This is a genomic window from Enterobacter sp. CPE_E890, assembly GCF_046521475.1.
Lineage (GTDB): Bacteria > Pseudomonadota > Gammaproteobacteria > Enterobacterales > Enterobacteriaceae > Enterobacter > Enterobacter adelaidei.
Map to the genome: position 1 here is coordinate 427,004 of NZ_JBKFZW010000001.1, position 26,335 is coordinate 453,338.

General features: G+C 52.2%; 24 protein-coding genes, 2 tRNA genes and 3 rRNA genes. 12 read left to right on the forward strand and 17 right to left on the reverse strand.

The genetic code is table 11. From position 1 onward, the window contains the following. Positions 1 to 273: 273 nt before the first annotated feature. The 4 genes from ACLHV9_RS02040 to rrf all read left to right on the forward strand — a co-directional run bounded on the left by ACLHV9_RS02040 (position 274) and on the right by rrf (position 5,251). Positions 274 to 1,808, forward strand: a 16S ribosomal RNA gene (locus tag ACLHV9_RS02040). Between the two features lie 85 nt (positions 1,809 to 1,893). Then, positions 1,894 to 1,969: transfer RNA gene (locus ACLHV9_RS02045), tRNA-Glu, on the forward strand. 192 nt (positions 1,970 to 2,161) lie between these two features. Then, a 23S ribosomal RNA gene (locus ACLHV9_RS02050) occupies positions 2,162 to 5,062 on the forward strand. 73 nt (positions 5,063 to 5,135) lie between these two features. Further along, a 5S ribosomal RNA gene (rrf, locus tag ACLHV9_RS02055) occupies positions 5,136 to 5,251 on the forward strand. The 16S, 23S and 5S rRNA genes sit together here with 1 tRNA gene alongside, the layout of an rRNA operon. A 365-nt stretch (positions 5,252 to 5,616) precedes the next feature. Here the strand turns inward: rrf and ACLHV9_RS02060 are convergent. The 12 genes from ACLHV9_RS02060 to aspA all read right to left on the reverse strand — a co-directional run bounded on the left by ACLHV9_RS02060 (position 5,617) and on the right by aspA (position 16,439). Further along, positions 5,617 to 5,853, reverse strand: a complete 237-nt coding sequence (locus ACLHV9_RS02060) for a hypothetical protein (protein WP_224435138.1) — start codon at positions 5,851 to 5,853, stop codon at positions 5,617 to 5,619. Next, positions 5,837 to 6,181 carry a YkvA family protein gene (locus ACLHV9_RS02065; RefSeq protein ID WP_176690040.1) on the reverse strand — a complete coding sequence of 115 codons (345 nt, stop codon included), beginning with the start codon at positions 6,179 to 6,181 and terminating at the stop codon, positions 5,837 to 5,839. The genes ACLHV9_RS02060 and ACLHV9_RS02065 overlap by 17 nt, the downstream gene beginning before the upstream one ends. A gap of 29 nt (positions 6,182 to 6,210) precedes the next feature. Further along, entirely contained in the window at positions 6,211 to 6,774 is a 564-nt protein-coding gene (locus ACLHV9_RS02070; RefSeq protein ID WP_085425220.1) for a recombinase family protein, read from the reverse strand. A 269-nt stretch (positions 6,775 to 7,043) separates the two neighbouring features. Then, complete coding sequence (gene radC, locus ACLHV9_RS02075) at positions 7,044 to 7,478, reverse strand: RadC family protein (protein WP_057060399.1); 435 nt, start codon at positions 7,476 to 7,478, stop codon at positions 7,044 to 7,046. A gap of 491 nt (positions 7,479 to 7,969) precedes the next feature. Then, positions 7,970 to 8,905, reverse strand: a complete 936-nt coding sequence (locus ACLHV9_RS02080; protein ID WP_057060400.1) for a hypothetical protein — start codon at positions 8,903 to 8,905, stop codon at positions 7,970 to 7,972. A gap of 44 nt (positions 8,906 to 8,949) precedes the next feature. Continuing rightward, complete coding sequence (locus ACLHV9_RS02085; protein WP_063448579.1) at positions 8,950 to 10,524, reverse strand: site-specific integrase; 1,575 nt, start codon at positions 10,522 to 10,524, stop codon at positions 8,950 to 8,952. A gap of 129 nt (positions 10,525 to 10,653) precedes the next feature. After that, positions 10,654 to 10,729: transfer RNA gene (locus ACLHV9_RS02090), tRNA-Phe, on the reverse strand. A 127-nt stretch (positions 10,730 to 10,856) separates the two neighbouring features. Beyond that, complete coding sequence (locus ACLHV9_RS02095) at positions 10,857 to 11,432, reverse strand: transcriptional regulator (protein ID WP_028016412.1); 576 nt, start codon at positions 11,430 to 11,432, stop codon at positions 10,857 to 10,859. A 49-nt stretch (positions 11,433 to 11,481) separates the two neighbouring features. Beyond that, the gene (locus tag ACLHV9_RS02100) at positions 11,482 to 13,173 is read right to left on the reverse strand and encodes a protein-disulfide reductase DsbD (RefSeq protein WP_407220112.1); all 1,692 of its coding nucleotides are present in this window, start codon (positions 13,171 to 13,173) and stop codon (positions 11,482 to 11,484) included. Continuing rightward, positions 13,149 to 13,472: a divalent cation tolerance protein CutA gene (gene cutA / locus ACLHV9_RS02105; RefSeq protein WP_028016414.1), complete on the reverse strand. Its 324-nt coding sequence runs from the start codon at positions 13,470 to 13,472 to the stop codon at positions 13,149 to 13,151. The genes ACLHV9_RS02100 and cutA overlap by 25 nt, the downstream gene beginning before the upstream one ends. A gap of 113 nt (positions 13,473 to 13,585) precedes the next feature. After that, positions 13,586 to 14,887, reverse strand: a complete 1,302-nt coding sequence (locus tag ACLHV9_RS02110; protein ID WP_028016415.1) for an anaerobic C4-dicarboxylate transporter — start codon at positions 14,885 to 14,887, stop codon at positions 13,586 to 13,588. 115 nt (positions 14,888 to 15,002) lie between these two features. Continuing rightward, positions 15,003 to 16,439, reverse strand: a complete 1,437-nt coding sequence (gene aspA, locus ACLHV9_RS02115) for an aspartate ammonia-lyase (RefSeq protein WP_407220113.1) — start codon at positions 16,437 to 16,439, stop codon at positions 15,003 to 15,005. A 335-nt stretch (positions 16,440 to 16,774) separates the two neighbouring features. Between aspA and ACLHV9_RS02120 the strand changes: the two genes are divergently transcribed. Further along, the gene (locus ACLHV9_RS02120) at positions 16,775 to 17,239 is read left to right on the forward strand and encodes an FxsA family protein (protein ID WP_025758222.1); all 465 of its coding nucleotides are present in this window, start codon (positions 16,775 to 16,777) and stop codon (positions 17,237 to 17,239) included. Between the two features lie 33 nt (positions 17,240 to 17,272). On the opposite strand, the gene yjeH is transcribed toward ACLHV9_RS02120, so the two are convergent. Then, positions 17,273 to 18,511, reverse strand: coding sequence for an L-methionine/branched-chain amino acid transporter (gene yjeH, locus ACLHV9_RS02125; RefSeq protein ID WP_407220114.1), 1,239 nt, complete (start codon positions 18,509 to 18,511; stop codon positions 17,273 to 17,275). Positions 18,512 to 18,690: 179 nt separating this feature from the next. Between yjeH and ACLHV9_RS02130 the strand changes: the two genes are divergently transcribed. The 3 genes from ACLHV9_RS02130 (at position 18,691) to ACLHV9_RS02140 (ending at position 21,147) form a co-directional block, all read left to right on the forward strand. Beyond that, complete coding sequence (locus ACLHV9_RS02130; RefSeq protein WP_003855929.1) at positions 18,691 to 18,984, forward strand: co-chaperone GroES; 294 nt, start codon at positions 18,691 to 18,693, stop codon at positions 18,982 to 18,984. Between the two features lie 31 nt (positions 18,985 to 19,015). After that, a complete protein-coding gene (gene groL / locus ACLHV9_RS02135; RefSeq protein ID WP_028016418.1) occupies positions 19,016 to 20,659 on the forward strand; it encodes a chaperonin GroEL in 1,644 nt (547 codons plus the stop codon). A 134-nt stretch (positions 20,660 to 20,793) separates the two neighbouring features. After that, positions 20,794 to 21,147 carry a DUF4156 domain-containing protein gene (locus ACLHV9_RS02140; protein ID WP_023310115.1) on the forward strand — a complete coding sequence of 118 codons (354 nt, stop codon included), beginning with the start codon at positions 20,794 to 20,796 and terminating at the stop codon, positions 21,145 to 21,147. Between the two features lie 45 nt (positions 21,148 to 21,192). Here ACLHV9_RS02140 and epmB read toward each other — a convergent pair whose 3' ends face one another. Further along, the gene (gene epmB / locus ACLHV9_RS02145) at positions 21,193 to 22,221 is read right to left on the reverse strand and encodes an EF-P beta-lysylation protein EpmB (RefSeq protein WP_028016419.1); all 1,029 of its coding nucleotides are present in this window, start codon (positions 22,219 to 22,221) and stop codon (positions 21,193 to 21,195) included. Positions 22,222 to 22,261: 40 nt separating this feature from the next. Between epmB and efp the strand changes: the two genes are divergently transcribed. From efp to ecnB, 3 genes are all read left to right on the forward strand, one after another. Further along, entirely contained in the window at positions 22,262 to 22,828 is a 567-nt protein-coding gene (efp, locus tag ACLHV9_RS02150) for an elongation factor P (RefSeq protein WP_010427766.1), read from the forward strand. Between the two features lie 58 nt (positions 22,829 to 22,886). Next, a complete protein-coding gene (locus tag ACLHV9_RS02155; RefSeq protein ID WP_024907352.1) occupies positions 22,887 to 23,018 on the forward strand; it encodes an entericidin A/B family lipoprotein in 132 nt (43 codons plus the stop codon). 108 nt (positions 23,019 to 23,126) lie between these two features. After that, entirely contained in the window at positions 23,127 to 23,273 is a 147-nt protein-coding gene (gene ecnB / locus ACLHV9_RS02160) for a lipoprotein toxin entericidin B (RefSeq protein ID WP_003025482.1), read from the forward strand. Positions 23,274 to 23,310: 37 nt separating this feature from the next. Here ecnB and ACLHV9_RS02165 read toward each other — a convergent pair whose 3' ends face one another. Then, complete coding sequence (locus tag ACLHV9_RS02165; RefSeq protein ID WP_028016420.1) at positions 23,311 to 23,910, reverse strand: helix-turn-helix transcriptional regulator; 600 nt, start codon at positions 23,908 to 23,910, stop codon at positions 23,311 to 23,313. A gap of 262 nt (positions 23,911 to 24,172) precedes the next feature. Here ACLHV9_RS02165 and sugE point away from each other — a divergent pair, with 262 nt between their 5' ends. Beyond that, on the forward strand, positions 24,173 to 24,490 hold the full coding sequence (gene sugE / locus ACLHV9_RS02170; protein ID WP_028016421.1) for a quaternary ammonium compound efflux SMR transporter SugE: 318 nt from the start codon (positions 24,173 to 24,175) through the stop codon (positions 24,488 to 24,490). On the opposite strand, the gene ACLHV9_RS02175 is transcribed toward sugE, so the two are convergent. Beyond that, a complete protein-coding gene (locus ACLHV9_RS02175; protein WP_028016422.1) occupies positions 24,487 to 25,017 on the reverse strand; it encodes a lipocalin family protein in 531 nt (176 codons plus the stop codon). The genes sugE and ACLHV9_RS02175 overlap by 4 nt on opposite strands. 96 nt (positions 25,018 to 25,113) lie before the next feature. Further along, positions 25,114 to 26,259, reverse strand: coding sequence for an ACT family cephalosporin-hydrolyzing class C beta-lactamase (gene blaACT, locus ACLHV9_RS02180; RefSeq protein WP_108089434.1), 1,146 nt, complete (start codon positions 26,257 to 26,259; stop codon positions 25,114 to 25,116). Positions 26,260 to 26,335: the final 76 nt, after the last annotated feature.

Genomic DNA, 26,335 nt, shown 5'->3' on the forward strand with positions numbered 1-26,335 from the left:
GTGAATCACTTCACAAACAACCCGGTCGGTTGAAGAGAAAAAATCCTGAAATAACGGGTTGACTCTGAAAGAGGAAAGCGTAATATACGCCACCTCGCAACGGTGAGCTGAAAGCCGCGTTGCAACTGCTCTTTAACAATTTATCAGACAATCTGTGTGGGCACTCAAAGTGACATGGATTCTTAACGTCCTCGGACGAAAAATGAATACCAAGTCTCAACGAGTGAACACGTAATTCATTACGAAGTTTAATTCATTGAGCATCAAACTTTTAAATTGAAGAGTTTGATCATGGCTCAGATTGAACGCTGGCGGCAGGCCTAACACATGCAAGTCGAGCGGTAGCACAGAGAGCTTGCTCTCGGGTGACGAGCGGCGGACGGGTGAGTAATGTCTGGGAAACTGCCTGATGGGAGGGATAACTACTGGAAACGGTAGCTAATACCGCATAACGTCGCAAGACCAAAGGGGGACCTTCGGGCCTCTTGCCATCAGATGTGCCCAGATGGGATTAGCTAGTAGGTGGGGTAACGGCTCACCTAGGCGACGATCCCTAGCTGGTCTGAGAGGATGACCAGCCACACTGGAACTGAGACACGGTCCAGACTCCTACGGAGGCAGCAGTGGGGAATATTGCACAATGGGCGCAAGCCTGATGCAGCCATGCCGCGTGTATGAAGAAGGCCTTCGGGTTGTAAAGTACTTTCAGCGGGGAGGAAGGTGCTGAGGTTAATAACCTCAGCAATTGACGTTACCCGCAGAAGAAGCACCGGCTAACTCCGTGCCAGCAGCCGCGGTAATACGGAGGGTGCAAGCGTTAATCGGAATTACTGGGCGTAAAGCGCACGCAGGCGGTCTGTCAAGTCGGATGTGAAATCCCCGGGCTCAACCTGGGAACTGCATTCGAAACTGGCAGGCTAGAGTCTTGTAGAGGGGGTAGAATTCCAGGTGTAGCGGTGAAATGCGTAGAGATCTGGAGGAATACCGGTGGCGAAGGCGGCCCCCTGGACAAAGACTGACGCTCAGGTGCGAAAGCGTGGGGAGCAAACAGGATTAGATACCCTGGTAGTCCACGCCGTAAACGATGTCGATTTGGAGGTTGTTCCCTTGAGGAGTGGCTTCCGGAGCTAACGCGTTAAATCGACCGCCTGGGGAGTACGGCCGCAAGGTTAAAACTCAAATGAATTGACGGGGGCCCGCACAAGCGGTGGAGCATGTGGTTTAATTCGATGCAACGCGAAGAACCTTACCTACTCTTGACATCCAGAGAACTTAGCAGAGATGCTTTGGTGCCTTCGGGAACTCTGAGACAGGTGCTGCATGGCTGTCGTCAGCTCGTGTTGTGAAATGTTGGGTTAAGTCCCGCAACGAGCGCAACCCTTATCCTTTGTTGCCAGCGGTCCGGCCGGGAACTCAAAGGAGACTGCCAGTGATAAACTGGAGGAAGGTGGGGATGACGTCAAGTCATCATGGCCCTTACGAGTAGGGCTACACACGTGCTACAATGGCGCATACAAAGAGAAGCGACCTCGCGAGAGCAAGCGGACCTCATAAAGTGCGTCGTAGTCCGGATTGGAGTCTGCAACTCGACTCCATGAAGTCGGAATCGCTAGTAATCGTAGATCAGAATGCTACGGTGAATACGTTCCCGGGCCTTGTACACACCGCCCGTCACACCATGGGAGTGGGTTGCAAAAGAAGTAGGTAGCTTAACCTTCGGGAGGGCGCTTACCACTTTGTGATTCATGACTGGGGTGAAGTCGTAACAAGGTAACCGTAGGGGAACCTGCGGTTGGATCACCTCCTTACCTTAAAGAACCTGCCTTTGTAGTGCTCACACAGATTGTCTGATGAAAAGTAAATAGCAAGGCGTCTTGCGATTGAGACTTATACGTCCCCTTCGTCTAGAGGCCCAGGACACCGCCCTTTCACGGCGGTAACAGGGGTTCGAATCCCCTAGGGGACGCCACTTGCTGGTTCGTGAGTGAAAGTCACCTGCCGTCATATCTCAAAACTGACTTGCGAGTCATGTTTGAGATATTTGCTCTTTAAAAATCTGGATCAAGCTGAAAATTGAAACGACACATCTTAATGGTGTGTTCGAGTCTCTCAAATTTTCGCAAGTCGATGGTGAATCGAAAGAAACATCTTCGGGTTGTGAGGTTAAGCGACTAAGCGTACACGGTGGATGCCCTGGCAGTCAGAGGCGATGAAGGACGTGCTAATCTGCGAAAAGCGCCGGCGAGGTGATATGAACCTTTGACCCGGCGATGTCCGAATGGGGAAACCCAGTGTGATTCGTCACACTATCGTTAACTGAATACATAGGTTAACGAGGCGAACCGGGGGAACTGAAACATCTAAGTACCCCGAGGAAAAGAAATCAACCGAGATTCCCCCAGTAGCGGCGAGCGAACGGGGAGCAGCCCAGAGTCTGAATCAGCTTGTGTGTTAGTGGAACGGTCTGGAAAGTCCGACGGTACAGGGTGATAGTCCCGTACACGAAAATGCACAGGTTGTGAACTCGAAGAGTAGGGCGGGACACGTGGTATCCTGTCTGAATATGGGGGACCATCCTCCAAGGCTAAATACTCCTGACTGACCGATAGTGAACCAGTACCGTGAGGGAAAGGCGAAAAGAACCCCGGCGAGGGGAGTGAAAAAGAACCTGAAACCGTGTACGTACAAGCAGTGGGAGCACCTTCGTGGTGTGACTGCGTACCTTTGTATAATGGGTCAGCGACTTATATTCTGTAGCAAGGTTAACCGTATAGGGGAGCCGAAGGGAAACCGAGTCTTAACTGGGCGTTAAGTTGCAGGGTATAGACCCGAAACCCGGTGATCTAGCCATGGGCAGGTTGAAGGTTGGGTAACACTAACTGGAGGACCGAACCGACTAATGTTGAAAAATTAGCGGATGACTTGTGGCTGGGGGTGAAAGGCCAATCAAACCGGGAGATAGCTGGTTCTCCCCGAAAGCTATTTAGGTAGCGCCTCGTGAACTCATCTTCGGGGGTAGAGCACTGTTTCGGCTAGGGGGCCATCCCGGCTTACCAACCCGATGCAAACTACGAATACCGAAGAATGTTATCACGGGAGACACACGGCGGGTGCTAACGTCCGTCGTGAAGAGGGAAACAACCCAGACCGCCAGCTAAGGTCCCAAAGTCATGGTTAAGTGGGAAACGATGTGGGAAGGCACAGACAGCCAGGATGTTGGCTTAGAAGCAGCCATCATTTAAAGAAAGCGTAATAGCTCACTGGTCGAGTCGGCCTGCGCGGAAGATGTAACGGGGCTAAACCATGCACCGAAGCTGCGGCAGCGACACTATGTGTTGTTGGGTAGGGGAGCGTTCTGTAAGCCGTTGAAGGTGTCCTGTGAGGGGTGCTGGAGGTATCAGAAGTGCGAATGCTGACATAAGTAACGATAATGGGTGAAAAGCCCGCACGCCGGAAGACCAAGGGTTCCTGTCCAACGTTAATCGGGGCAGGGTGAGTCGACCCCTAAGGCGAGGCCGAAAGGCGTAGTCGATGGGAAACAGGTTAATATTCCTGTACTTGGTGTTACTGCGAAGGGGGGACGGAGAAGGCTATGTTAGCCGGGCGACGGTTGTCCCGGTTTAAGCATGTAGGCGGAACGATTAGGTAAATCCGGTCGTTTATTAACGCTGAGGTGTGATGACGAGGCACTACGGTGCTGAAGTAACAAATGCCCTGCTTCCAGGAAAAGCCTCTAAGCATCAGGTAACATCAAATCGTACCCCAAACCGACACAGGTGGTCAGGTAGAGAATACCAAGGCGCTTGAGAGAACTCGGGTGAAGGAACTAGGCAAAATGGTGCCGTAACTTCGGGAGAAGGCACGCTGATATGTAGGTGAAGCCCCTGCGGGTGGAGCTGAAATCAGTCGAAGATACCAGCTGGCTGCAACTGTTTATTAAAAACACAGCACTGTGCAAACACGAAAGTGGACGTATACGGTGTGACGCCTGCCCGGTGCCGGAAGGTTAATTGATGGGGTTAGCGGTAACGCGAAGCTCTTGATCGAAGCCCCGGTAAACGGCGGCCGTAACTATAACGGTCCTAAGGTAGCGAAATTCCTTGTCGGGTAAGTTCCGACCTGCACGAATGGCGTAATGATGGCCAGGCTGTCTCCACCCGAGACTCAGTGAAATTGAACTCGCTGTGAAGATGCAGTGTACCCGCGGCAAGACGGAAAGACCCCGTGAACCTTTACTATAGCTTGACACTGAACACTGGTCCTTGATGTGTAGGATAGGTGGGAGGCTTTGAAGCGTGGACGCCAGTCTGCGTGGAGCCGACCTTGAAATACCACCCTTTAATGGCTGGTGTTCTAACGTAGACCCGTAATCCGGGTTGCGGACAGTGTCTGGTGGGTAGTTTGACTGGGGCGGTCTCCTCCCAAAGAGTAACGGAGGAGCACGAAGGTTAGCTAATCCTGGTCGGACATCAGGAGGTTAGTGCAATGGCATAAGCTAGCTTGACTGCGAGAGTGACGGCTCGAGCAGGTGCGAAAGCAGGTCATAGTGATCCGGTGGTTCTGAATGGAAGGGCCATCGCTCAACGGATAAAAGGTACTCCGGGGATAACAGGCTGATACCGCCCAAGAGTTCATATCGACGGCGGTGTTTGGCACCTCGATGTCGGCTCATCACATCCTGGGGCTGAAGTAGGTCCCAAGGGTATGGCTGTTCGCCATTTAAAGTGGTACGCGAGCTGGGTTTAGAACGTCGTGAGACAGTTCGGTCCCTATCTGCCGTGGGCGCTGGAGAATTGAGGGGGGCTGCTCCTAGTACGAGAGGACCGGAGTGGACGCATCACTGGTGTTCGGGTTGTCATGCCAATGGCACTGCCCGGTAGCTAAATGCGGAAGAGATAAGTGCTGAAAGCATCTAAGCACGAAACTTGCCCCGAGATGAGTTCTCCCTGACTCCTTGAGAGTCCTGAAGGAACGTTGAAGACTACGACGTTGATAGGTCGGGTGTGTAAGCGCAGTGATGCGTTGAGCTAACCGATACTAATGAACCGTGAGGCTTAACCTTACAACGCCGAAGCTGTTTCGGCGAAGAGACAGACAATCAAATTTCAGCCTTGATACAGATTTAACAGAATTTGCCTGGCGGCTTTAGCGCGGTGGTCCCACCTGACCCCATGCCGAACTCAGAAGTGAAACGCCGTAGCGCCGATGGTAGTGTGGGGTCTCCCCATGTGAGAGTAGGGAACTGCCAGGCATCAAACAAGAAAAACCCCGTACCGCAAGGTACGGGGTTTTTTGCTTTGTGCGTGAAAAATGTCAGGTAGTGACTTTGCCTTGCCTTCAGTAGCGCCCATAGAACATGGTAAGGCCAGCCACTTGGTTTCTTTGAAAGATGATTTAAGCGGTGGAAACAACATTTGAGGTTTGATAAACGCAGAAAAGCAAAAACCCAGCCATAGGCTGGGTTCTTTAAATAGTGGTGCCGGACTCGGAATCGAACCAAGGATTCGTTTCTATAGCAACGAAATCACCTAATAACAGTAAGTTACCTTTATGCTTCGATTCCGAATGTACCACTACTCCGTACCACATTCAAGAGCACTAAAGCTGACGATCTTACTACTTATCCTTGTTGGATTCAGCAGCCTTCAGTTTGTCATACATATCTTTGGCCTTGAATATGGTTGAAGGATCCACCTTATCCATAACCTTATCTGCGAATGCATCAATATGTTTATCTAACTCACCATCAAGCTTAAGTTTATCATTAACCATTTTCTTCACTTCGTGCTTAATGATTTTCTCTTTTACTGTCTCAGGTAATAGTTTATCTCGTATGTCAGTCAAAAAGCTCATCAACCTTCTCCTTTGCTTTCCCTTTAACTGCATCGTCTATACAACCTGCCACTGCTACAAGAGCTGCGGCGATTACAGCCATGTCATCGGTATACCCGAGTATCGGGGTTAAGTCGGGGATAATATCTATCGGTGACACTAAGTAAGCCAGCGCGCCGTAGATGGTTGCTCTGTGTGTAGTTGTGCAGTTGTCACTTTCTAAGCCGTAATACAAACGGAATACCTGCTCAAGTGAATCTTTTCCGATAGTTTTACAGTATTTCTTTACTTTCGACCAAAAACCGCTCTCGTTGTAGTCACCAATATCGATCTTGCCTGTATCATCCATTAACATTTCCTCAAAGTAGTGTTCTCATATCACTTATCTAACAGGTCAGGGCGCTCGTTCCGAACAATCCGGTAAATACTAGTGATGCCGATACCTAACTGGCGGGATATCTCCGGTTTACTCATACCGTTTTCGACCAAATCTATAACTTCTTGAGTTTTACTTGTGGCGGTCGCTCTCCGTCCTTTGTACTTGCCTTTTAGTTTTGCCAATGCGATGCCTTCGGCCTGACGCTCCAGCATCAGCTCACGTTCGAACGTGGCGATAGCGCCGATCATGGTCAGCATTAACTTTCCGGTCGGAGTGGCTGTGTTGATACCAATATTAAGGATGTTTAACGCCACGCCTTTGCCTTGCAGGTACTCCGAAATTTCAAGCAAATGTCGAGTGTTACGGGCGAGTCTGTCAAGTTTTGTTACACATACTATATCGCCTTCGCGAACAAACTCCAGTAAAGCCTGTAGTTCTGGGCGGTCATCTTTTGCCCCGCTGATCTTTTCCCTGAATACCTTCTCGCAACCGGATAACGCTGCGATTTGTGCATCGAGACTCTGCTCGGTAGTTGATACACGGGCGTAACCGAGTGTAGCCATGTGGACTCCTTACCCTGCCAATAGACTCACCGCCCTGCAAAGACCTGCCAGAATACCAAACCGACCCTGTAGCAGGGGCGAGTGCGGCATTCCACCGTTGCGGCGGTGGCAGGTCTTTGGGGCATGGGCTATTGGTATGGGTCTAGCGGTAGTAGGGGATTAGAGGAAATCTTCTTCTGAGGCGTAGCGTGCTGCCATTCCCCGGAAGAAGACGGTTGCAAAGGTTGTCAGAGCCATTATCAGGGCTTCAACAAGTAAGGATTTCCAGTTCATAGCCAGCCCCTGTCTGCGAATGAAACTGTTTGACCACCGCCCACGACGATGTGATCTACCAGTCGGACTTCGATTAGCTCCATAACTTTCTGAATATTGAGCGTTATCGCTTTATCCTGAGCGGATGGCTCGGCGTTGCCAGATGGGTGATTATGGGAACAGATAACACCTGCGGCGTTGAGCTTAAGCGCCTGCCGGGCAATCTCGCGGGGGTAGACTGGCGTTGTCGCTATGCTGCCGTGGAACATTTCCTGATAGTTCAGGACGTGATTCCGGTTGTCGAGGAATATCACACTGAACACTTCCTGCTCCCGATCGCCAAGCTGTAAAGCCAGATAGCTCGCAGTGTCCTGCGGTGATGCCAGTGTGTCGGTACGGTAGAGCCGTTGAGTGAGAATTTCGCGGGCCTGATTGATGATTTCATCATGCATGATTCATCCTCCTGTGGTGATCTGCATATTTCTTGTACCTGCGGAGCGGGGAATCTTGGAAAGGAGGTTTGGGCGAGTGGCTTTAGATGCCTGCCTGACGATCTGTACGGGCCTGTGAGCTGCGTTCAGGAGTGATTCATACCTAGAATGCAGAAAGGCCGTGAGAGGCCTACACGGCGTCTGGTGACTTCTGACGTGAAAAGAACTTTTGGGGAGTTGAGGCTACAAAATCATTAAGCTGTCGCTCAGTTCGACGTATTGATACGGCGGGAACTTTGCACTTTTGGTAAATGCGAGTTAGCGTTGATAGCTTAAGGATTATTATCTGTAGGATGCTATGAGTAAGATGAATTTGAGTAATAAAAATTGATAGAACCCTATAAATCTATATAAGTGTCTTGGGGTTAGGTTTCAAAGGTTGCAACGTTTGGACAGGTAGAAAAGCCTAATCCCTTAGGCTTTTGTTGTAACTTTTGATGCAACTTTTCGGTTTATATGCCGTATGACCTCAATTTCGCACGTTGGAAGTATATGTCCCTGCGTTTATCAAAGGGGATTGTCAGCCTGTCCAGCAGTTTACCCATCTCACTTAGAGGCTGCCGTGGGCTTTTTAGCAGGAAAATGCATTCGTTATGGGCTGCATCATAGGCTTTTCGGGCTGACTCGCTGCTTATCTTTAGCGTGGAGTCTGAAAGGCTGATACAGGCCATTCGCAGGCAGTGGGAATAGCAATCCTCCAGACTGACGAACCGCTTTAGCTGGCGGACCGCTTCCAGCCATACTTCCTGTTCTGCATGTCTGACCCTGATTAGCTTTGTACCGTGCAGATTTTTCCGTAACCACCGATCCCGTCGTTTATCGTTGAACTGATAACGTGTCGTTCTATGAGCCTCCTCATCAAATTCAATGATGAACTGGCGTTTAGCGGTTTTTCCTTTTGCCATATCGGTATACCACTGCTCAGTGAGGAAGAAATCTACTCTGTAGGGACCGATCTGCTTTTGCCGTTCGAGTTCATAGCTTGTGAATCGTGGTTGTTGCCTTAGTTCGACGATCAAATCGTGTAATTTGACGCCAAATTGCCCTTCAAGACGGCTTTCACCGGACCTAACTGGCAGTTTCAAACCAGATTTAAGCTCAATTGCATCAATGAGAAGTCCGTTCTGGCTGGAGTGGATGCTGTAAGTCAGCAGGGCAAGGGCATCGCCAGCGGGAATCCAGCCGTTTTTGTCGGGAATTTCACCGTCAATCAGGCCGGATGTGCAGCACGACAGGACATTTTCGGGAGCCTTGAGCAATTTGGCATGTGTCCGCTGTGCCCATTGAGTAAATCTTGTTGCCTGAGGCGTCATTTTCCGCAAGAAAGCAACGGAAAGCTGGGGGACCCCGTCAACGGTCTGCCAGTCTGAGTCAGGAATTCTTAACATTTTGATAATCTCCAGTAAGTTACTGTGCCTTATACCGCTGAAAGTCAGTTTTCCAGCCGCTTTAGCTCCAGTCTGGGGATCCTCTCAATGAGCACCCGGCTTGTTTCAATCAGATAGCTGCCATAACGCCGTGGAACGGAGCCGGGAACATGTCCGAGAATGTTGTTCTGCGTGTCTTCGCGGACGTCCAGAGCACGGCATTGCGTAATGAAATAGTGACGGAAGCTGTGGGAGGGTTTAACTTCCTTACGGATGCCGTGCTTACGGATCAACCGGCCCCACCAGCGGCCATAGTTGTAGGCGTATTTATCGTTAACGACAGATTTCTCAGCAAAGAGCTGGCCTTCTCTGGTATTGACGAAATCCATAAAACCCAGCTCCAGTATATGGCTGTGTATCGGGACGTAACGCACGGAGCCAGCCGTTTTGACTGATTGCTCTTTCCCCATCTGGATTTTGAAGCAGGGAACACCGAAAGCATCCACGATATCGGCCCTGCGTAGCTGTCCGATTTCCTCAACGCGAGCCCCGGTGTAGTAAAGGATTATCGGCATCCAGTAGGCCATTTCGCCATAGAGAGATTGCTCCCCGTGGAACAGTGGTAGCCGGAACATCACCCTGATTTCGTCGTCGGTGAACGGGATATCCTCATTGATCGTCTGCACTTTTTTACGCATTTTGAAACTATCGAAGGGATGTTCATCCACGAGGTCGTCTTGGAGTGCAACAGTGAACATGGCCGAGAGGTGCATGAAGTTGTTTCGCACGGTGTTGGCGCTGAGTTTCTTGCCCTGAGCTTTGGCCTGATTCTCCAGCGACAGCAAGTTGACGGCCTTACTGCGGTTAGCCGGGGTCAGCTCCAGGAGCGTACGGAACGCCGCGAGGTCACTCTTCGAGATGTCCCGGATGGGTTTATCACCGATGAATTTGATGAATCGGTTAGCCGATGGTGTGTAATCCCGTATACGTGACTCAGCTCTGTCCTTGTCGGTTAGCCGGATATGTGCTTTGTAATGCTCGAAAAGACTGGCGAAAGTCATGCTTTTCTTTTGTTGCGTGGCGTTGATGGCGGTGTAGACAGGTAGTTCATCAATAATATACATTTCTGCCGTACTGAGCCTGTACTCCGCCAGACGCCATGCGAGCTTTTGTCTCCATGCGGGCGTCAGTACTGCTGGCGTCCACCGAAGAGCCTCTTCGAGTTCAGGCTGCATAAGTTGGGTGACAAGCTGCAAATCTGCCTCGTCTGCCTGCTCTCCCTTACGCAGACATTCGCTTAATTGCACGTTATCTGCGGTCAGGCCATAACCATAATCGTCTTGCCGTACATAACGTGCTTTGATGGTTTCTGGCTGCTGGAGGATTCTGGTCATCCATACCGAAGCGATCACCTCTGTATCGTCCTGCGTTACGGAGCGCTCTGCTTTGGCGTTCTGGATGATAGCGTTAATTTTTGCCAGAGCGACAGGGGCTTTGAGCTTGGCTTGTCCGAGGTCTTTCGTCTCAAGGGAACGTTTTAGTTCGCCTTTGCCGATGGCTGAACGCAGCTCCAGAGGAACCGCTTTGCGGATGTAGTAGGTGCCGTTTCGGTCTTTGGTAGGCTTTATCATAATGCCCATTTTGTACCACCTTTCTGTACCACCGGGAAGCGGGGCCGGAGGAAATTAAAAAGAGGTAACTACCGATAAACCAACAAGTTGTTGACTCAGAAAGCAAAAACCCCCGCCGAAGCGAGGGTTATAAATGAGTGGTGCCCGGACTCGGAATCGAACCAAGGACACGGGGATTTTCAATCCCCTGCTCTACCGACTGAGCTATCCGGGCAACGGAGCGCATTAAACCGCAATCAGGCCTTATCGTCAACCTTATTTCAGGAAAAGCTGTTCAACTGCTTAAGTTTGCGGCAATCTGACGGTTTACGCGCCGAATCAGCCCAATTTAGCCGATTCGTTTACGTCAATGCTCCGCCCATACGACATTGAGCAAAGCGCAGAATGTCTTCAGCCAGGCGATGTGCCGTATCGACATCAGCCTGGCTACGGTTTACCAGCATGCGGCTCAGGCAACCCTCCAGTACCAGCTCCATCTGCTTAGCCACCATTGCCGGGTCATCCACTTCCAGTGTGGTCAGCAGTTCGTGGGTGAAGTCATGCGCCGCCCGTTTTTGCTGATCCGCCAACTGATGGATAGGATGGCCAGGGTCAGGATAGAACGTACAGGCTGCAATAAACAGGCAGCCCGGATAACGGTTGTTACTGACACATTCGGTCAGGGCGGTATAGCGCGCCAGCAGCTTTTGTTCCGCTGTCAGTTCTTCGTTCAGCATCAGTTGCCTGCGCCAGACATCAACCTGCTGGCTGAGATAGCGCAGAGCATCATAAAGCAGTGCCTCTTTATCCGGCCAGAAGCGCTTAAGCTCATCCAGAGGGTAATCGATACGGTCGGCTACCATCTCAAGCGTGGTGCTGGCGATCCCTTGAATCTCAAGTAATTGCAGGGCTTGTCCCAGTACGTCTTCACGTTGCACGGTTTTCTCCTCCGCTATTCCCAACGGTTTGTCCCGTCTAAAGTGTTGTTTACGGTTGGCGATCGCGCAAATGTGTGCTGAAAGCCGCCGCATCCATAAACCCGGTTACGCGCTGTTCCGGCTGCTCTTTCCCCTGTTCATTGAAGAACAAAATGGTTGGCAGACCGAGAACATTAAGTTGTTTCAGCAGGGCCTTGTCCTGTGCACTGTTGGCTGTAACGTTCACCTGGAGGAGAACAGTCTCTTTCAGGGCGCTTTGCACCTGTGGATCGCTAAAGGTGTATTTTTCGAACTCTTTACAGGCGACACACCAGTCAGCATAGAGATCGAGCATCACCGGTTTACCTTTTGCCTCTGCCAGGGCGCTGTTGAGTTCATCCACGTTTTTAATTTGGGTGAAGTTCAGATGCGCTTGTGTCTGACCCACCGGTGTGCCGAACGCCCAGTCCTGCAGAGGGCGTATGCTCACCAGCGCGGCAGCCAGCAGCAGGATTTGCACCAGGCGCATCCATGGCTGTTTCGCCCCCAGGCTGACGAGAAATGCCCAGGCAAAGAATGCTACGCCGAGCATCGCCCATAGGCGCAAGCCCCAGACGTCGCCAATGATACGCTCAAGGAGGAATACCGGCAGCGCGAGGATGACAAAGCCAAACGCGGTTTTCACCGTTTCCATCCACGGACCACTCTTAGGCAGCAGACGATTACCAAATACTGTTACCAGAATGAGCGGTAGACCCATCCCTAAAGCATAAAGGTACAACGTACCCCCGCCGAGCCACATATTGCCGCTCTGGGCGATGTAGAGCAGGATGGCGCTCAGTGGGGCCGTAGTACACGGGGAACAAATCAGACCGGCAATCGCCCCCATCGCAAACACGCCGCCTGCAGAGCCCCCCTGCTGACGGTTACTCATCATCGTTAAGCGGGTTTGCAAAGCCGACGGTAACTGCAGGGTAAACAGGCCGAACATCGACAGTGCCAGCAGGATAAAGATCGCCGACAAGCCAATAAGCACATAAGGATGTTGAAGTGCCGCCTGGAACTGTAACCCAGCAGCGGCAACCACAAGGCCGAGCGCCGTATAGGTAAGCGCCATACCCTGCACGTAAATAAAGGCCAGCAGCAGCGCGCGGGCGGTGGAAAGGCGTTGCTTACCGCCCAGCACGATGCCAGAGATGAGCGGATACATCGGCAGCACGCAGGGGGTAAAAGCAATGCCAATGCCAATCAGTAAGGCCCACAGTGCGGAGAACGGAAGGTCAGCGGGAGCTTCACGCTTCTCGCCCGAAGGAAGAGGGGTAACCGTGGTTGACGCTTTCACTTCACTGAGTGGAACCACCTTCGTTTCAGGGGGATAACAGAACCCGGCATCCGCACACCCCTGATAGGTCACCGTCAGCGTGGCGCCTTTATCGGCCTGATTCACCGTAACAGGCACGCTCAGGCGCTGGCGATAGATTTCACTTTTGCCGTAAAACTCATCCTCATGCCACTCGCCTGGGGGCATCTGTAAAGCGCCCACGTTTGCCTGAGCTGGCGTGATGCTTACCTGCTTGCGGTAGAGGTAATACCCCTCTTTGACCTGCCAGTTGAGATTCAGGTCGTGCTGATTTTGCTGAAAATCGAAAATGAACGCCTGGTCGGCAGGGATAAAATTCGAACGGCCGGGTGCGTCAAACAACCCGGCAAATACTGACGTGCTGCACAGCAGCAGGATCAGCGTAAGGAAGCGTTGAGCCATGAGAGATAGTCGTTATCGCCGTGGACTACTGGCAACACCAGCAGCTCTGGGGTTTGGTAAGGATGATGAGATTTGAGGCAGTCCAGGAGTGCCTGCTGGTTCGCCTGATTCGTTTTTAACAGCATCTGGACTTCGTACTCCTGCTCCAGTTTACCTTCCCAGCAGTAAAGGGAGGTGGCTCCGGGGAGGAGCGTCACGCAGGCAGCCAGCTTTTCGGCCAGTACTTTGGCGGCGAGATCCTGGGCAGAGGCTTCATCGGGGGCGGTGCACAATACGACAACAGCATCAGGCGTGTTCACAAGTCGACCTCCTCATCACGAAAGTCTTCACTATATCACGCGAGGCGATTGGTCATTAATGAATCGGGCCGCAGAGCGGCCCGATTTTAACTATTTTTACAACAACGCATGGTTTACAGCACGATGCCGCCGATGATAAATCCGAGGATCACGCACAACGTAATGGCGACCACACCCGGGATCAGGAACGCATGGTTAAACACGTATTTACCGATACGGGTTGAGCCGGTGTCGTCCATCTCCACTGCGGCCAGCAGAGTTGGATAGGTTGGAAGAACAAACAGAGCAGAAACCGCCGCAAACGAAGCGATTGCCGTCAGTGGCGTTACGCCCAGCATCAGTGCCGCAGGCATCAGTGCTTTGGTGGTCGCCGCCTGAGAGTAAAGCAGGGTAGCGGCGAAGAACAGGACTACCGCCAACAGCCATGGGTAGTTGTGCAGCAGGTCACCCGCAACGGTCTGAATATCGCTGATGTGTGCTTTCACGAAGGTATCACCGAGCCATGCAACGCCCAGTACGCAGACACAGGCGCTCATACCGGATTTAAAGGTGCTGGCGTTCAGCACTTCGCTGGTGTCAATTTTGCAGGTGATGCTAATCAGCGTAGCGATGGTCAACATGAACACCACAATCGCTTCGTTACGCGGCAGCACCGGGTTCTGGATCAAGCCCACCGTGTCACTGATGGCGGTCGCGTAGAACATGACTGCGACGATACCGATCAGGAACAGCAATACCGAGCGTTTTGCATGCGGTTTCAGTTCGAAGACCTGGCTACCACGCAGTTTCACTTCACCCTTAGCCAGACGTTCCTGATACACCGGATCGTCTTTCAGTTCGGCGCCAAGGAAGTTACACAGTACGGCAGTAATCATCACCGCAATCAGCGTCACCGGAATACAGATCGCCAGCAGCGTCAGGTAACTCACGCCCATCGGTTCAAGAATACCGGCGAAGAAGACTACGGCAGCGGAAATTGGTGACGCGGTGATTGCAATCTGCGACGCAACTACCGCAATGGAGAGCGGACGAGAAGGACGAATACCTTGCTCTTTCGCCACTTCGGTAATCACCGGCAACGTGGAGAATGCGGTGTGTCCGGTTCCCGCGAGAATGGTCATAAACCAGGTCACCAGTGGGGCAAGGAAGGTGATGTATTTTGGATGGCGGCGCAGCATACGCTCCGCCAGACTCACCAGGTAGTCCATACCGCCTGCCACCTGCATCGCTGCGATAGCGGCAATAACTGCCATGATGATTTCGATAACGTCAAAAGGTATTGCACCGGGTTTGATCTGAAAGATAAGGGTAAGAACGAGCACCCCGAGACCGCCGGCAAAACCGATGCCGATACCCCCGAGTCTTGCTCCCAAATAAATCGCCAACAAGACGATGACGAGTTCTGCTCCAAACATAAGGACCTGCCTTGCTTATTAACAAGTTGATATTGAATTGTTGTATTTTGGTAACGCTTATAAAGAAAAAAGGCACGTCACAAGTGACATGCCTTAAGAAGCCTAGCCTGAACGGTTACTGTTCGCTTTCATCGGTATATCGTTTCGCTTTATATGCCGGGTGCATCAGGTTTTGGGCCGAGAAAATATCGTCCAGCTCGGCTTCGGTCAACAGTCCGCGTTCCAGAACCACTTCACGTACGCTCTTACCGGTTTCGGCGCAAATCTTACCGACGATGTCACCGTTGTGGTGGCCGATGAACGGGTTGAGGTAGGTGACGATCCCGATGGAGTTATAGACATAACCTTCACAGACTTCTTTATTCGCTGTGATGCCGTTAATGCATTTTTCCAGCAGGTTGTAGCTGGCGTTGGTCAGGATGTGGATGGATTCAAACATCGCCTGGCCAATCACTGGTTCCATCACGTTCAGCTGCAACTGACCCGCTTCAGAGGCCATAGTCACGGTCGTGTCGTTACCGATGACTTTGAAGCAGACCTGGTTCACCACTTCAGGCACAACCGGGTTCACTTTGGCTGGCATGATGGACGAGCCCGCCTGTAGTTCTGGCAGGTTGATTTCGTTCAGACCCGCACGCGGACCAGAGGAGAGCAGGCGCAGGTCGTTACAGATTTTGGACAGTTTCACCGCCAGACGTTTCAGGGCGCTGTGTACCATCACGTAAGCGCCGCAGTCGGAGGTCGCTTCAATCAGGTCTTCTGCAGGGACAACCGGCAGGTTAGAGACTTCAGCCAGTTTCTGTACCGCCAGTTGCTGATAGCCATCTGGAGTGTTCAGACGTGTACCGATGGCAGTTGCGCCCAGGTTCACTTCAAGCAGCAACTCGGAGGTGCGCAGCAGGTTTTTCGTTTCTTCGTTGAGCAGCACGTTAAACGCGTGGAATTCCTGGCCGAGGGTCATTGGCACTGCGTCCTGTAATTGGGTACGACCCATTTTCAGGATATCCTGGAACTCAACCGCTTTACGCTGGAAGCCATCGCCCAGCTGGTTAATCGCGTCCACCAGTTTCACCACGGAGGCATACACCGCGATACGGAAACCGGTAGGGTAGGCGTCGTTGGTGGACTGGCATTTATTAACGTGGTCGTTCGGGTTCAGGTACTGGTATTCACCTTTCTGGTGACCCATCAGCTCCAGGCCAATGTTTGCCAGTACTTCGTTGGTATTCATGTTGACAGAAGTGCCCGCGCCGCCCTGATAGACGTCAACCGGGAACTGGTCCATGCATTTGCCGTTGTTCAGCACTTCATCGCAGGCCGCGATAATCGCATTTGCCGCGCTTTTAGGAATGGTTTGCAGCTCTTTGTTGGCCAGTGCTGCGGCTTTTTTCACCATCACCATGCCACGGACAAATTCAGGGATGTCGCTGATTTTGCTGTTGCTGATGTAGAAGTTTTCAATCGCTCTCAGAGTGTGGACACCGTAGTAGGCATCCGCTGGAACTTCCCTGGTACCCAACAAGTCTTCTTCGATACGAATGTTGTTTAACATGTGAACCTTCTTTTCAAGCTGCCGATGGATTGTACTAAACACACAGTATTAATGTGGTTTTGAATATTTTCTGACCGACGATTATTCCCTCAATCAGCCAGATGCTCGAGATCATATGCTGATGATAGCGAATTGCCGTAAGCTGGATCACTTATTATCGAGCCGATTCCATGATAATTATTAATCTGTGAAATGAGTCACCGCTTTAATATTTCCAAAAAAAATATCCGTGCAAACTGATTGAAATTTCGCTAACCGTCACCATCTCATACAAACGCGCGTCGCGAACACATTCAGACAGGGGCCCAACGGCACCTGCCACACAGGAGATGCCAGTGCGCTGGATACCGTTTATTGCTTTCTTTCTCTATGTTTACATTGAGATTTCCATTTTCATCCAGGTTGCCCATGTGCTGGGCGTCCTGCTGACGCTGATTCTGGTGATTTTCACCTCTGTCATCGGCATGTCGCTGGTGCGTAATCAGGGTTTCAAAAATTTCCTGATAATGCAGCAGAAGATGGCTGCTGGTGAAAGCCCGGCCGCGGAGATGATCAAAAGCGTGTCGCTGATTATTGCGGGCCTGCTGCTGATTCTGCCGGGGTTCTTCACCGACTTCCTCGGCCTTTTATTGCTTCTGCCGCCGGTGCAAAAGCACCTGACCATGAAGCTGCTGCCGCATCTGCGCTTTAGCCGTATGCCGGGCGGTGGGTTCAGCACCGGCCCGGGTGATACGTTTGAAGGGGAGTATCAGCGTAAGGATGAACAGCACGACCGTTTAGACCATAAAGACGATCGGTGATGTTGTTGCCCGGTGGCGCTTCGCTTACCGGGCCTACGGATTCTGCCGTTTTGGTAAAAACAGCCACAGCCCTACCAGCATGACAATAGCGTACACGCTCTTCCATCCCACCATCGCGAGCAACAGCAGGCAAAGCACACCTCCGATGACCGCCAGCGCTTTGTAGCGACCTTTCAGCAGACGACAACCCGCCAGCATGCACAGCAGGTAGATCATGATGAAAATGCCGTTGGCGTAGACGATCAGCGCATCCAGATTGATATTCAGGGCGTAAATACACAGCGTGCTCAACACACAGCAGCCCAGTACGGCATTCAGGGCATTCAGCGGAAGCTGGCGTTTTGACAGACGCGCGAGACGGCTTTCAGGCTTGTACAACGCTTGCGACCACACCAGGCGGGCAAAACTCTGAATGTAGATATTGAGGCTGGCAAAACAGGCGAGATAACCAATCACGCAGGCCACCCAAAGGGCTTTCACCCCAAACAATTGCACCACAATGCCTGGTAGCGAGGCGGCAGCCGCTTTATCCGCCCCGAATGCGTTAAAGTGCAGCACAAGCACGGTACACGCCCAATAGACCGTTCCCGCCAACAACAGACCAATCATCAGCGCGCGCGGGAAATCGCGTTCAGGTTGCGTAAACTCGGAAGCCAGATGGGCGAACGCTTCAAGTCCAACAAAGCACCAGAACATGACGGAAAGCGCAGCGAAAAGCTGCGAATGGTCAACATCCTTGAGTGCCGGGAAGGGAATTTCCGCTACGGTGAGATCTCCTGCCCACCAGATAGCGACAATCAGTGCGACGATAAGGATTGCGACCAGCGTTTGCAGATTGGCACTGGAACTGGCTCCGCGCGAACCGACCCACCAGACAATCGCCAGCGTACCTAGTTCGGCTAACAGCAACTGCTCATTATGCCAACCAAACAGCGCCTGGCCAAAGCCGGTCGCAATATGAAGCGCCGCAGGCAGGCCAACCGGAATGACGGAGAGAAACAGCCAGCCGGTAACACGCTGCAACCGCGGGCCAAAGGCCAGCCCGACAAAATGCGCCACGCCGCCTGCGCTGGGAAAATGCCGCCCCAGGATGGCAAACACAATGGCTATTGGGAAAACCAGCACAATCAGTACCGGCCACGCCCACAGGCTGTTATTTCCGGCAACCATCGCCGCCAGTGCGGGTACGGCAAACACGCCCGTCCCTAACAAGGAGGTTGAGAGCAGGCCAACGCCTTGCGCCAGCCCCAACTCCTGCTTGAGTCCACTCATTGACATCGCCCTGCCAGTACTAAAAGAGAGGCGATGGTAACACTTTCGCAAATTTTTTTTTCAACTCCCCCTTGAAGGGGGAAAAAGCTATCCCCATCTCTCAGGGCACTAGTCGGAAAACCGCATGCGGGCCGGCGTCATCCATAACTGATAATGACTTTCTCAAAGGAGAGCTATCAATGAGTATTCGTCCGTTACATGATCGTGTGATCGTCAAACGTAAAGAAGTTGAAACCAAGTCTGCTGGCGGTATCGTTCTGACCGGTTCTGCAGCAGCCAAATCAACGCGTGGCGAAATCATCGCTGTCGGTAAGGGCCGCATCCTGGAAAACGGAACTGTGCAGCCACTGGACGTTAAAGTTGGTGACATCGTAATTTTCAACGATGGCTACGGCGTGAAATCCGAGAAGATCGACAATGAAGAAGTGTTGATCATGTCCGAGAGCGACATTCTGGCAATTGTTGAAGCGTAATTTACGCACGAGAATTTGAGGAAATAAGAACATGGCAGCTAAAGACGTAAAATTCGGTAACGACGCTCGTGTAAAAATGCTCCGCGGCGTAAACGTACTGGCAGATGCAGTTAAAGTAACTCTGGGCCCGAAAGGCCGTAACGTAGTGCTGGATAAATCCTTCGGCGCGCCAACCATCACCAAAGATGGTGTTTCTGTAGCACGTGAAATCGAGCTGGAAGACAAGTTCGAAAACATGGGTGCGCAGATGGTGAAAGAAGTTGCCTCTAAAGCGAACGACGCTGCAGGCGACGGTACCACCACCGCGACCGTACTGGCGCAGGCTATCATCACCGAAGGTCTGAAAGCCGTTGCTGCTGGCATGAACCCAATGGATCTGAAACGTGGTATCGACAAAGCTGTCGCTGCTGCTGTTGAAGAACTGAAAACGCTGTCTGTACCATGCTCTGACTCTAAAGCGATTGCTCAGGTAGGTACCATCTCCGCTAACTCCGACGAAACCGTAGGTAAACTGATCGCGGAAGCGATGGACAAAGTCGGTAAAGAAGGCGTCATCACCGTTGAAGACGGTACCGGTCTGGAAGACGAACTGGACGTGGTTGAAGGTATGCAGTTCGACCGCGGTTACCTGTCCCCATACTTCATCAACAAGCCAGAGACTGGTGCTGTTGAACTGGAAAGCCCGTTCATCCTGCTGGCTGACAAGAAAATCTCCAACATCCGCGAAATGCTGCCAGTGCTGGAAGCCGTTGCGAAAGCAGGCAAACCGCTGGTTATCATCGCTGAAGACGTTGAAGGCGAAGCGCTGGCGACCCTGGTGGTTAACACCATGCGTGGTATCGTGAAAGTGGCTGCGGTGAAAGCACCTGGCTTCGGCGATCGCCGTAAAGCGATGCTTCAGGATATCGCTACTCTGACTGGCGGTACCGTTATCTCTGAAGAGATCGGTATGGAGCTGGAAAAAGCGACCCTGGAAGACCTCGGCCAGGCTAAACGTGTTGTGATCAACAAAGACACCACCACCATCATTGATGGCGTAGGTGAAGAAGCCGCTATTCAGGGCCGCGTTGGTCAGATCCGTAAGCAGATCGAAGAAGCCACCTCTGATTACGACCGTGAAAAACTGCAGGAGCGCGTAGCGAAACTGGCAGGCGGTGTTGCCGTAATCAAAGTGGGCGCAGCGACCGAAGTTGAAATGAAAGAGAAGAAAGCACGCGTTGACGATGCCCTGCACGCGACCCGTGCTGCGGTAGAAGAAGGCGTGGTTGCTGGTGGTGGTGTTGCGCTGGTGCGCGTTGCCGCTAAACTGGCTGGCCTGACTGCGCAGAACGAAGATCAGAACGTGGGTATCAAAGTTGCACTGCGTGCAATGGAAGCACCTCTGCGTCAGATCGTATCCAACGCCGGTGAAGAGCCATCTGTGGTTGCGAACAACGTGAAAGCGGGCGAAGGTAACTACGGTTACAACGCAGCGACTGAAGAATACGGCAACATGATCGACTTCGGTATCCTGGACCCAACTAAAGTGACCCGTTCTGCTCTGCAGTACGCGGCATCTGTTGCTGGCCTGATGATCACTACCGAGTGCATGGTGACCGACATGCCTAAAGGCGACGCACCTGACTTAGGTGCTGCTGGTATGGGCGGCATGGGCGGTATGGGCGGCATGATGTAATCGTGCGTTCTACGTCGTAGAATGTGAAAAACCCCCGGGCAGAAATGCTCGGGGGTTTTTCTTTTGGTCATCTTTTAGGTATAAGGTTTACACACGGACAACTACTGTCCAGCTTATTGAAAACGAGGAATAACATGCGCGTAAAAGTCTGTGCAGGGATCGTAGGAGCAGCATTGCTGCTGGCGGGTTGTAGCTCCAGCAATGAACTGTCGGCAGCGGGCCAGGGCGTTCGCTTTGTGGAAGATAAGCCTGGCAGTGAATGTCAGCTGTTAGGCACCGCAACCGGTGAGCAAAGCAACTGGATGTCGGGTCAGCATGGCGAGGAAGGCGGTTCTATGCGCGGCGCGGCGAATGCCCTGCGTAACCAGGCTGCGGCCATGGGTGGGAACGTGATTTACGGCGTAAGCAGCCCAACGCAGAGTATGCTGTCCAGCTTCGTGCCGACCGCCAGCCAGATGAATGGCCAGGTCTACAAGTGCCCGAACTGATTGCCTTTTCCCTCTCCCGTTGGGAGAGGGTTAGGGTGAGGGGAATTAGTGTTGCCGCAACTGTAAATCCAGCGGCGTCTTGCTTGGCTCACCGCCAATCTCACGTGCCAGTTTCGGCACCATATAGCCTGAAACCAGCGTTAACAGTTCGCGCATAATCTGCCGGGCTTCTTCATCCGTTACCATGAAATGTGCCGCACCCTGAACGCGATCCAGCACGTGCAGGTAATAGGGCATTACTCCGGCATCAAACAGGGCATTGCTCAGGTCAGCCAGCACGTGGGCGCTATCATTCACGCCACGCAGCAGCACGCTCTGGTTTAGCAGCGTCACGCCCGCTTTACGCAGACGCGCCATCGCCGCGCGAAAATCATCGCCAATTTCGTTCGCGTGGTTAATGTGGTTCACCAGCAGCACCTGCAGTCGAGACTGCTCCAGGCGCGACACCAGGCCGTCAGTGATACGCGCCGGAATGACAATCGGTAAACGGCTGTGAATGCGCAGACGCTTAATGTGCGGGATGGCTTCAAGCTGAGTCAGCAGCCAGTCCAGCTCGTGATCTTTCGCCATCAGCGGATCGCCACCGGAAAAAATAATCTCGTCCAGCTCCGGATGGGCGGCAATATAGTCCAGCGCGACCTGCCAGTTGCGTTTATTGCCCTGATTTTCCGCATACGGGAAGTGCCGACGGAAGCAATAACGACAATTTACCGCGCAGCCACCTTTTACCAGCAGCAGGGCTCGGTTGAGATACTTATGCAGTAAACCTGGCACCACACTGTTCTGCTCTTCCAGAGGATCGGTGCTATAACCCGGCGCGGTGACAAATTCATTCTGCGAAGTAAGTGTTTGTTTTAAAAGTGGATCGTCGGGGTTGCCTTTCTCCATCCGTGCCACAAACGCACGGGGAACGCGCAGGGCGAAAAGGCGCTTTGCCTCGCGTCCTGCAAGCAACTCTGGGTGCTGATCGAGGTCTAAAAGACGCAGCAATTCATCAGGACTGGTGATTACATCGGCAAGTTGCGATAACCAATCTTCTCTGGACGGGGTGTTTAGGGTTACAATATGCGCCATTTTGTGGCTTAGCTACCAGTTAACAAATTTAGAGGGCCTTATGGCAACGTACTATAGCAACGATTTTCGTGCTGGTCTTAAAATCATGATGGACGGCGAACCGTACGCGGTTGAAGCCAGCGAATTCGTTAAACCAGGTAAAGGCCAGGCATTCGCACGCGTTAAGCTGCGCCGTCTGCTGACCGGTACCCGTGTTGAGAAAACCTTCAAGTCTACTGACTCCGCTGAAGGCGCTGATGTTGTTGATATGAACCTGACCTATCTGTACAACGACGGTGAGTTCTATCATTTCATGAACAACTCTACTTTCGAACAGCTGTCTGCTGATGAGAAAGCGGTAGGTGACAGCGCGAAATGGCTGCTGGATCAGGCCGAGTGCATCGTGACCCTGTGGAATGGCCAGCCTATCGCTGTGACCCCACCTAACTTCGTTGAGCTGGAAATCGTAGAAACTGATCCAGGTCTGAAAGGCGACACCGCAGGTACCGGTGGTAAGCCAGCCAAACTGTCTACCGGCGCAGTGGTTAAAGTTCCACTGTTCGTACAGACTGGCGAAGTGATCAAAGTGGATACCCGCTCCGGCGAATACGTATCCCGCGTGAAGTAATTTACGTTTTGATTGAAGGCGCAGCGCCCGCTGCGCCTGATTTTTACAGGCAGGGATGATGAAACGTACCGTTAAAATTCTGCTTCTGTTAGCGCTTTCCAGCGCATTACTCTCCGGCTGTAACACCACGCGTGGAATGGGACAAGATATCCAGGATCTCGGTCATATCATTTCTCACGCCGCCAGCTAAGTTCGTCTAATTTTCCTAAAAATGCTTCCTTTTCCGTCAGCCGACGGGATCTTGTCTATTCTTAAGTTGCTATACACAAAACAACTTTGGCTATAAAAGGAAGATATTATGGTTAAGAAGACAATTGCAGCGATCTTTTCAGTCCTGGTACTTTCTTCGGTGTTAACGGCCTGTAATACCACGCGTGGCGTCGGTCAGGATATTTCTGAAGGTGGTAGCGCAATCTCTGGTGCGGCAACAAAAGCCCAGCAGTAATTAACAAACGGTACGGGACCTGATGGGTTTCGTACCGTCAGCTTTCTGATTCCTGCAAGGATAAAAACGGTGAAAAACGCGTATCCATATGCAGTTTCATGCGGATATTACGTTTATAGGTATAGACCGTTTTCCCGTTGATACTCAGGTGAGCGGCAATTTTCTGATTGCTCGCACCGTCCATCCACAATGTCAGCACTTTCTCTTCCTGCCGGGTCAGCAAGGGGGCCGCCGTCGTCGGCCTGTCAGCGCTTGCGCGCGAGACTAATGCGTCGTTGATAACCGTTGCGACTTCTTCGAGGCTGGCGTTTTTCAACAATGACGACCAAACCGGGAACTGCCCGAGCCAGTCCGTCATGCTGTTGTCTTCTCCCGATTGTAGCAAGATAAAAGGCAATTTTTCACTGGCGTTAAGTAGGGTAGAGAGCTGTTGGAAATGGTGAATATCCTGCCTGAAGCCGTACAGGTCAGCGATAACCAGATTGGGTTTCCATTGCAGAATGTGCTCTCTGGCAAGAAATAGATTATTCAGCCCGGTCACAACGTAGTGCCCAGGGAACAAACCGGAGTGATTGAGCCATGCTTCAAACCCTGCGCGGGTGAAGTGACAACGGTCAATCAATAGAATTTTGAACATATTTTATTCGCAGTCGGCTAGTGGTTTGGCTTCCTGCCATCAGAAAGCACATCATCATAGAGAAGTCAGATGAGTGGTAAATGCCTGAACTCCGCGCCATACTGCGGCTATTTCTTGCCTTAACGTGTTCAGCAGAAAGGGATTGAAAAAAAATCGCACGCTAAGCAAAATAAAGGGCGTAATCTTTGCCTTACGGGACGACCCGTAAGCGTATCTTTCACCGGGGACGGCCCCAACTTACCTGTAAGTTAAGGAGCCTGAAATGTCCTGGATCGTTCTTTTAATTGCCGGCCTGCTCGAAGTGGTATGGGCGATTGGTCTCAAGTACACCCACGGATTTACCCGTCTGACGCCCAGCGTCATTACCGTTACCGCGATGATAGTCAGTATCGTCCTGTTGTCGTGGGCGATGCGTTCTTTGCCTGTGGGAACGGCTTATGCTGTCTGGACTGGCATTGGTGCCGTAGGCGCTGCCATCACAGGCATTCTGCTGCTGGGAGAGTCAGCGAGCCTGGCACGTATCGCCAGCCTCGCTCTGATCGTGGCCGGTATCATTGGGTTGAAACTCAGCACGCATTAATGGGGTTGTTCTACCCAGATGAGTTTTGACACATCAAACCCCTGCCGGGTCGCAACATCCAGCATCTGCTGTTTCATCTCAGACGAGATGGTTGGCGTGCGGGAGAGTATCCACAGGTAGTTGCGATCCGGCCCGCAAACCAGCGCATGGCGGTACTCTTTGTCGAGTGCTATTACGTTGTAGCCGCCATAGAAGGGGCCAAAGAAGGAGACTTTGAGCGCGGCCCTCCGTGGATCGCCAGTGAAGTATGCTTTTCCTGTCGACTGCTGCCACATCTCCCGGTCGGGATTATAGCCCCTGTTGATCACCTGAATACCGCCATCATCCATCGGACTGTAATTCGCAGTGACTTTCTCTAAGCCCCGTTCAAACCGATGGTCCAGGCGGGCGATTTCATACCATGTTCCGAGGAAGCGTTGTGCATCGAAAGGCGTGACAACGGTAACGCCAGAAGGTGGGGTAGGGGAACTACAGGCAACCACTAAAAACGCGGCTGTCACCGCGGCGATAACAGGCAGAATGCGCATAGGAGTTTCCTTACTGTTTTTTTGTTAAGTGTAGATGACGGCAAGGAAAATGCGGGGTGTTTTGCCGGGTAAGCAGAGTCGCCACCCGGCAATGTTTTACTTCAGCGCGTCGAGGATATGATATGCCGCCTCAACTCGTGCCGGGTTCGGGTAGCTTTTATTCGCCAGCATCACAATGCCAAGCTGCTTTTCTGGAATAAACGCCACATAGCTGCCAAACCCGCCAGTAGAGCCCGTTTTATGCACCCAGGACGCTTTTACCGGAGTGGCCGTGGGATTCACTTCTACCGCAGGCAACGGTGCCAGGGCAACCTTATTATCGCTACCCTCGACCACGGTTTTGGCCTCTACCGGCCAGTTCAGCATCTCCCAGCCTAACCCTTGATACATGGCACCTACGCGCCAGTATCGGGATTGCGCAAGGGCGATACCTTGCTTCAGAGAGGTATCCTGCAGAGTATCGGGAGACATGTTCGCCATCACCCAGCTCGCCATATCTTTGACATTGGTTTTCACACCATAGGCTTCGGCATCCAGCATGCCCGGCGAAACGTGGACGGCTTTACCGTCACGGTATCCCCAGGCGTAATGCTCTCGTTCAGATTCCGGAACGTTAATCCACGTATGGTCCAGCTTGAGCGGCTTAAAGACCCGCGTCGTTATGGCCTGCTCATAGTTCATACCGGAAGGTTTAACCGCAAGGGCGCCAAAAAGACCAATACTGGCGTTCGCATAAAGACGCGTGGTTCCCGGCTTCCACTCTGGCTGCCAGTCCTGATAGAAGCGCAGCAGAGAGGCGTTATCGGTCACCTCATCCGGTACCTGTAATGGCAGACCACCCGCAGTATAGGTAGCCAGATCCAGCATGCGAATTCCCTGCCACTGCTTGCCTGTCAGCTCAGGCCAGTATTTTGTTACCGGATCGCTCAGCGAAATTTCACCGCGAGCAATGGCATCGCCACCCAGGACGCCGGTGAAGGTTTTACTTATAGAACCCAGCTCGAACAACGTTTGCGGGGTAACAGGTTTGTTCGCCGCGATATCGGCTTTGCCGAAGGTAAAGTAGTACGGCTGACCCTGATAAATTACGGCGACCGCCATCCCCGGGATGGTCTGCGCTTTCATCAGCGGGGTAACGGTACGTTCGACCACTGCAGCCAGCTGTTTTTCTGACATCGGTGCAGCAAAGACGGAGCAGGAGGTGCTGAGTAACAGGGCGCAGCAAAGGGATTTTTTCATCATCAGTTATCTTCCGTAATAGCAGGTCAAAGGAGTGTCCGGGCCCGTCAGACAGCTGTAGTTTGTGGGATTTGACTGT

What these genes read in the sequence shown, in the direction of transcription:
- ACLHV9_RS02060 (WP_224435138.1), bottom strand. Translation starts at nt 5,853, where the DNA reads ATGAGCTTTTTGACTGACATACGAGATAAACTATTACCTGAGACAGTA.
- ACLHV9_RS02065 (WP_176690040.1), bottom strand. Translation starts at nt 6,181, where the DNA reads ATGGATGATACAGGCAAGATCGATATTGGTGACTACAACGAGAGCGGT.
- ACLHV9_RS02070 (WP_085425220.1), bottom strand. Translation starts at nt 6,774, where the DNA reads ATGGCTACACTCGGTTACGCCCGTGTATCAACTACCGAGCAGAGTCTC.
- radC (WP_057060399.1), bottom strand. Translation starts at nt 7,478, where the DNA reads ATGCATGATGAAATCATCAATCAGGCCCGCGAAATTCTCACTCAACGG.
- ACLHV9_RS02080 (WP_057060400.1), bottom strand. Translation starts at nt 8,905, where the DNA reads ATGTTAAGAATTCCTGACTCAGACTGGCAGACCGTTGACGGGGTCCCC.
- ACLHV9_RS02085 (WP_063448579.1), bottom strand. Translation starts at nt 10,524, where the DNA reads ATGGGCATTATGATAAAGCCTACCAAAGACCGAAACGGCACCTACTAC.
- ACLHV9_RS02100 (WP_407220112.1), bottom strand. Translation starts at nt 13,173, where the DNA reads ATGGCTCAACGCTTCCTTACGCTGATCCTGCTGCTGTGCAGCACGTCA.
- ACLHV9_RS02110 (WP_028016415.1), bottom strand. Translation starts at nt 14,887, where the DNA reads ATGTTTGGAGCAGAACTCGTCATCGTCTTGTTGGCGATTTATTTGGGA.
- aspA (WP_407220113.1), bottom strand. Translation starts at nt 16,439, where the DNA reads ATGTTAAACAACATTCGTATCGAAGAAGACTTGTTGGGTACCAGGGAA.
- yjeH (WP_407220114.1), bottom strand. Translation starts at nt 18,511, where the DNA reads ATGAGTGGACTCAAGCAGGAGTTGGGGCTGGCGCAAGGCGTTGGCCTG.
- ACLHV9_RS02130 (WP_003855929.1), top strand. Translation starts at nt 18,691, where the DNA reads ATGAGTATTCGTCCGTTACATGATCGTGTGATCGTCAAACGTAAAGAA.
- groL (WP_028016418.1), top strand. Translation starts at nt 19,016, where the DNA reads ATGGCAGCTAAAGACGTAAAATTCGGTAACGACGCTCGTGTAAAAATG.
- ACLHV9_RS02140 (WP_023310115.1), top strand. Translation starts at nt 20,794, where the DNA reads ATGCGCGTAAAAGTCTGTGCAGGGATCGTAGGAGCAGCATTGCTGCTG.
- epmB (WP_028016419.1), bottom strand. Translation starts at nt 22,221, where the DNA reads ATGGCGCATATTGTAACCCTAAACACCCCGTCCAGAGAAGATTGGTTA.
- efp (WP_010427766.1), top strand. Translation starts at nt 22,262, where the DNA reads ATGGCAACGTACTATAGCAACGATTTTCGTGCTGGTCTTAAAATCATG.
- ACLHV9_RS02155 (WP_024907352.1), top strand. Translation starts at nt 22,887, where the DNA reads ATGAAACGTACCGTTAAAATTCTGCTTCTGTTAGCGCTTTCCAGCGCA.
- ecnB (WP_003025482.1), top strand. Translation starts at nt 23,127, where the DNA reads ATGGTTAAGAAGACAATTGCAGCGATCTTTTCAGTCCTGGTACTTTCT.
- ACLHV9_RS02165 (WP_028016420.1), bottom strand. Translation starts at nt 23,910, where the DNA reads ATGTTCAAAATTCTATTGATTGACCGTTGTCACTTCACCCGCGCAGGG.
- sugE (WP_028016421.1), top strand. Translation starts at nt 24,173, where the DNA reads ATGTCCTGGATCGTTCTTTTAATTGCCGGCCTGCTCGAAGTGGTATGG.
- ACLHV9_RS02175 (WP_028016422.1), bottom strand. Translation starts at nt 25,017, where the DNA reads ATGCGCATTCTGCCTGTTATCGCCGCGGTGACAGCCGCGTTTTTAGTG.
- blaACT (WP_108089434.1), bottom strand. Translation starts at nt 26,259, where the DNA reads ATGATGAAAAAATCCCTTTGCTGCGCCCTGTTACTCAGCACCTCCTGC.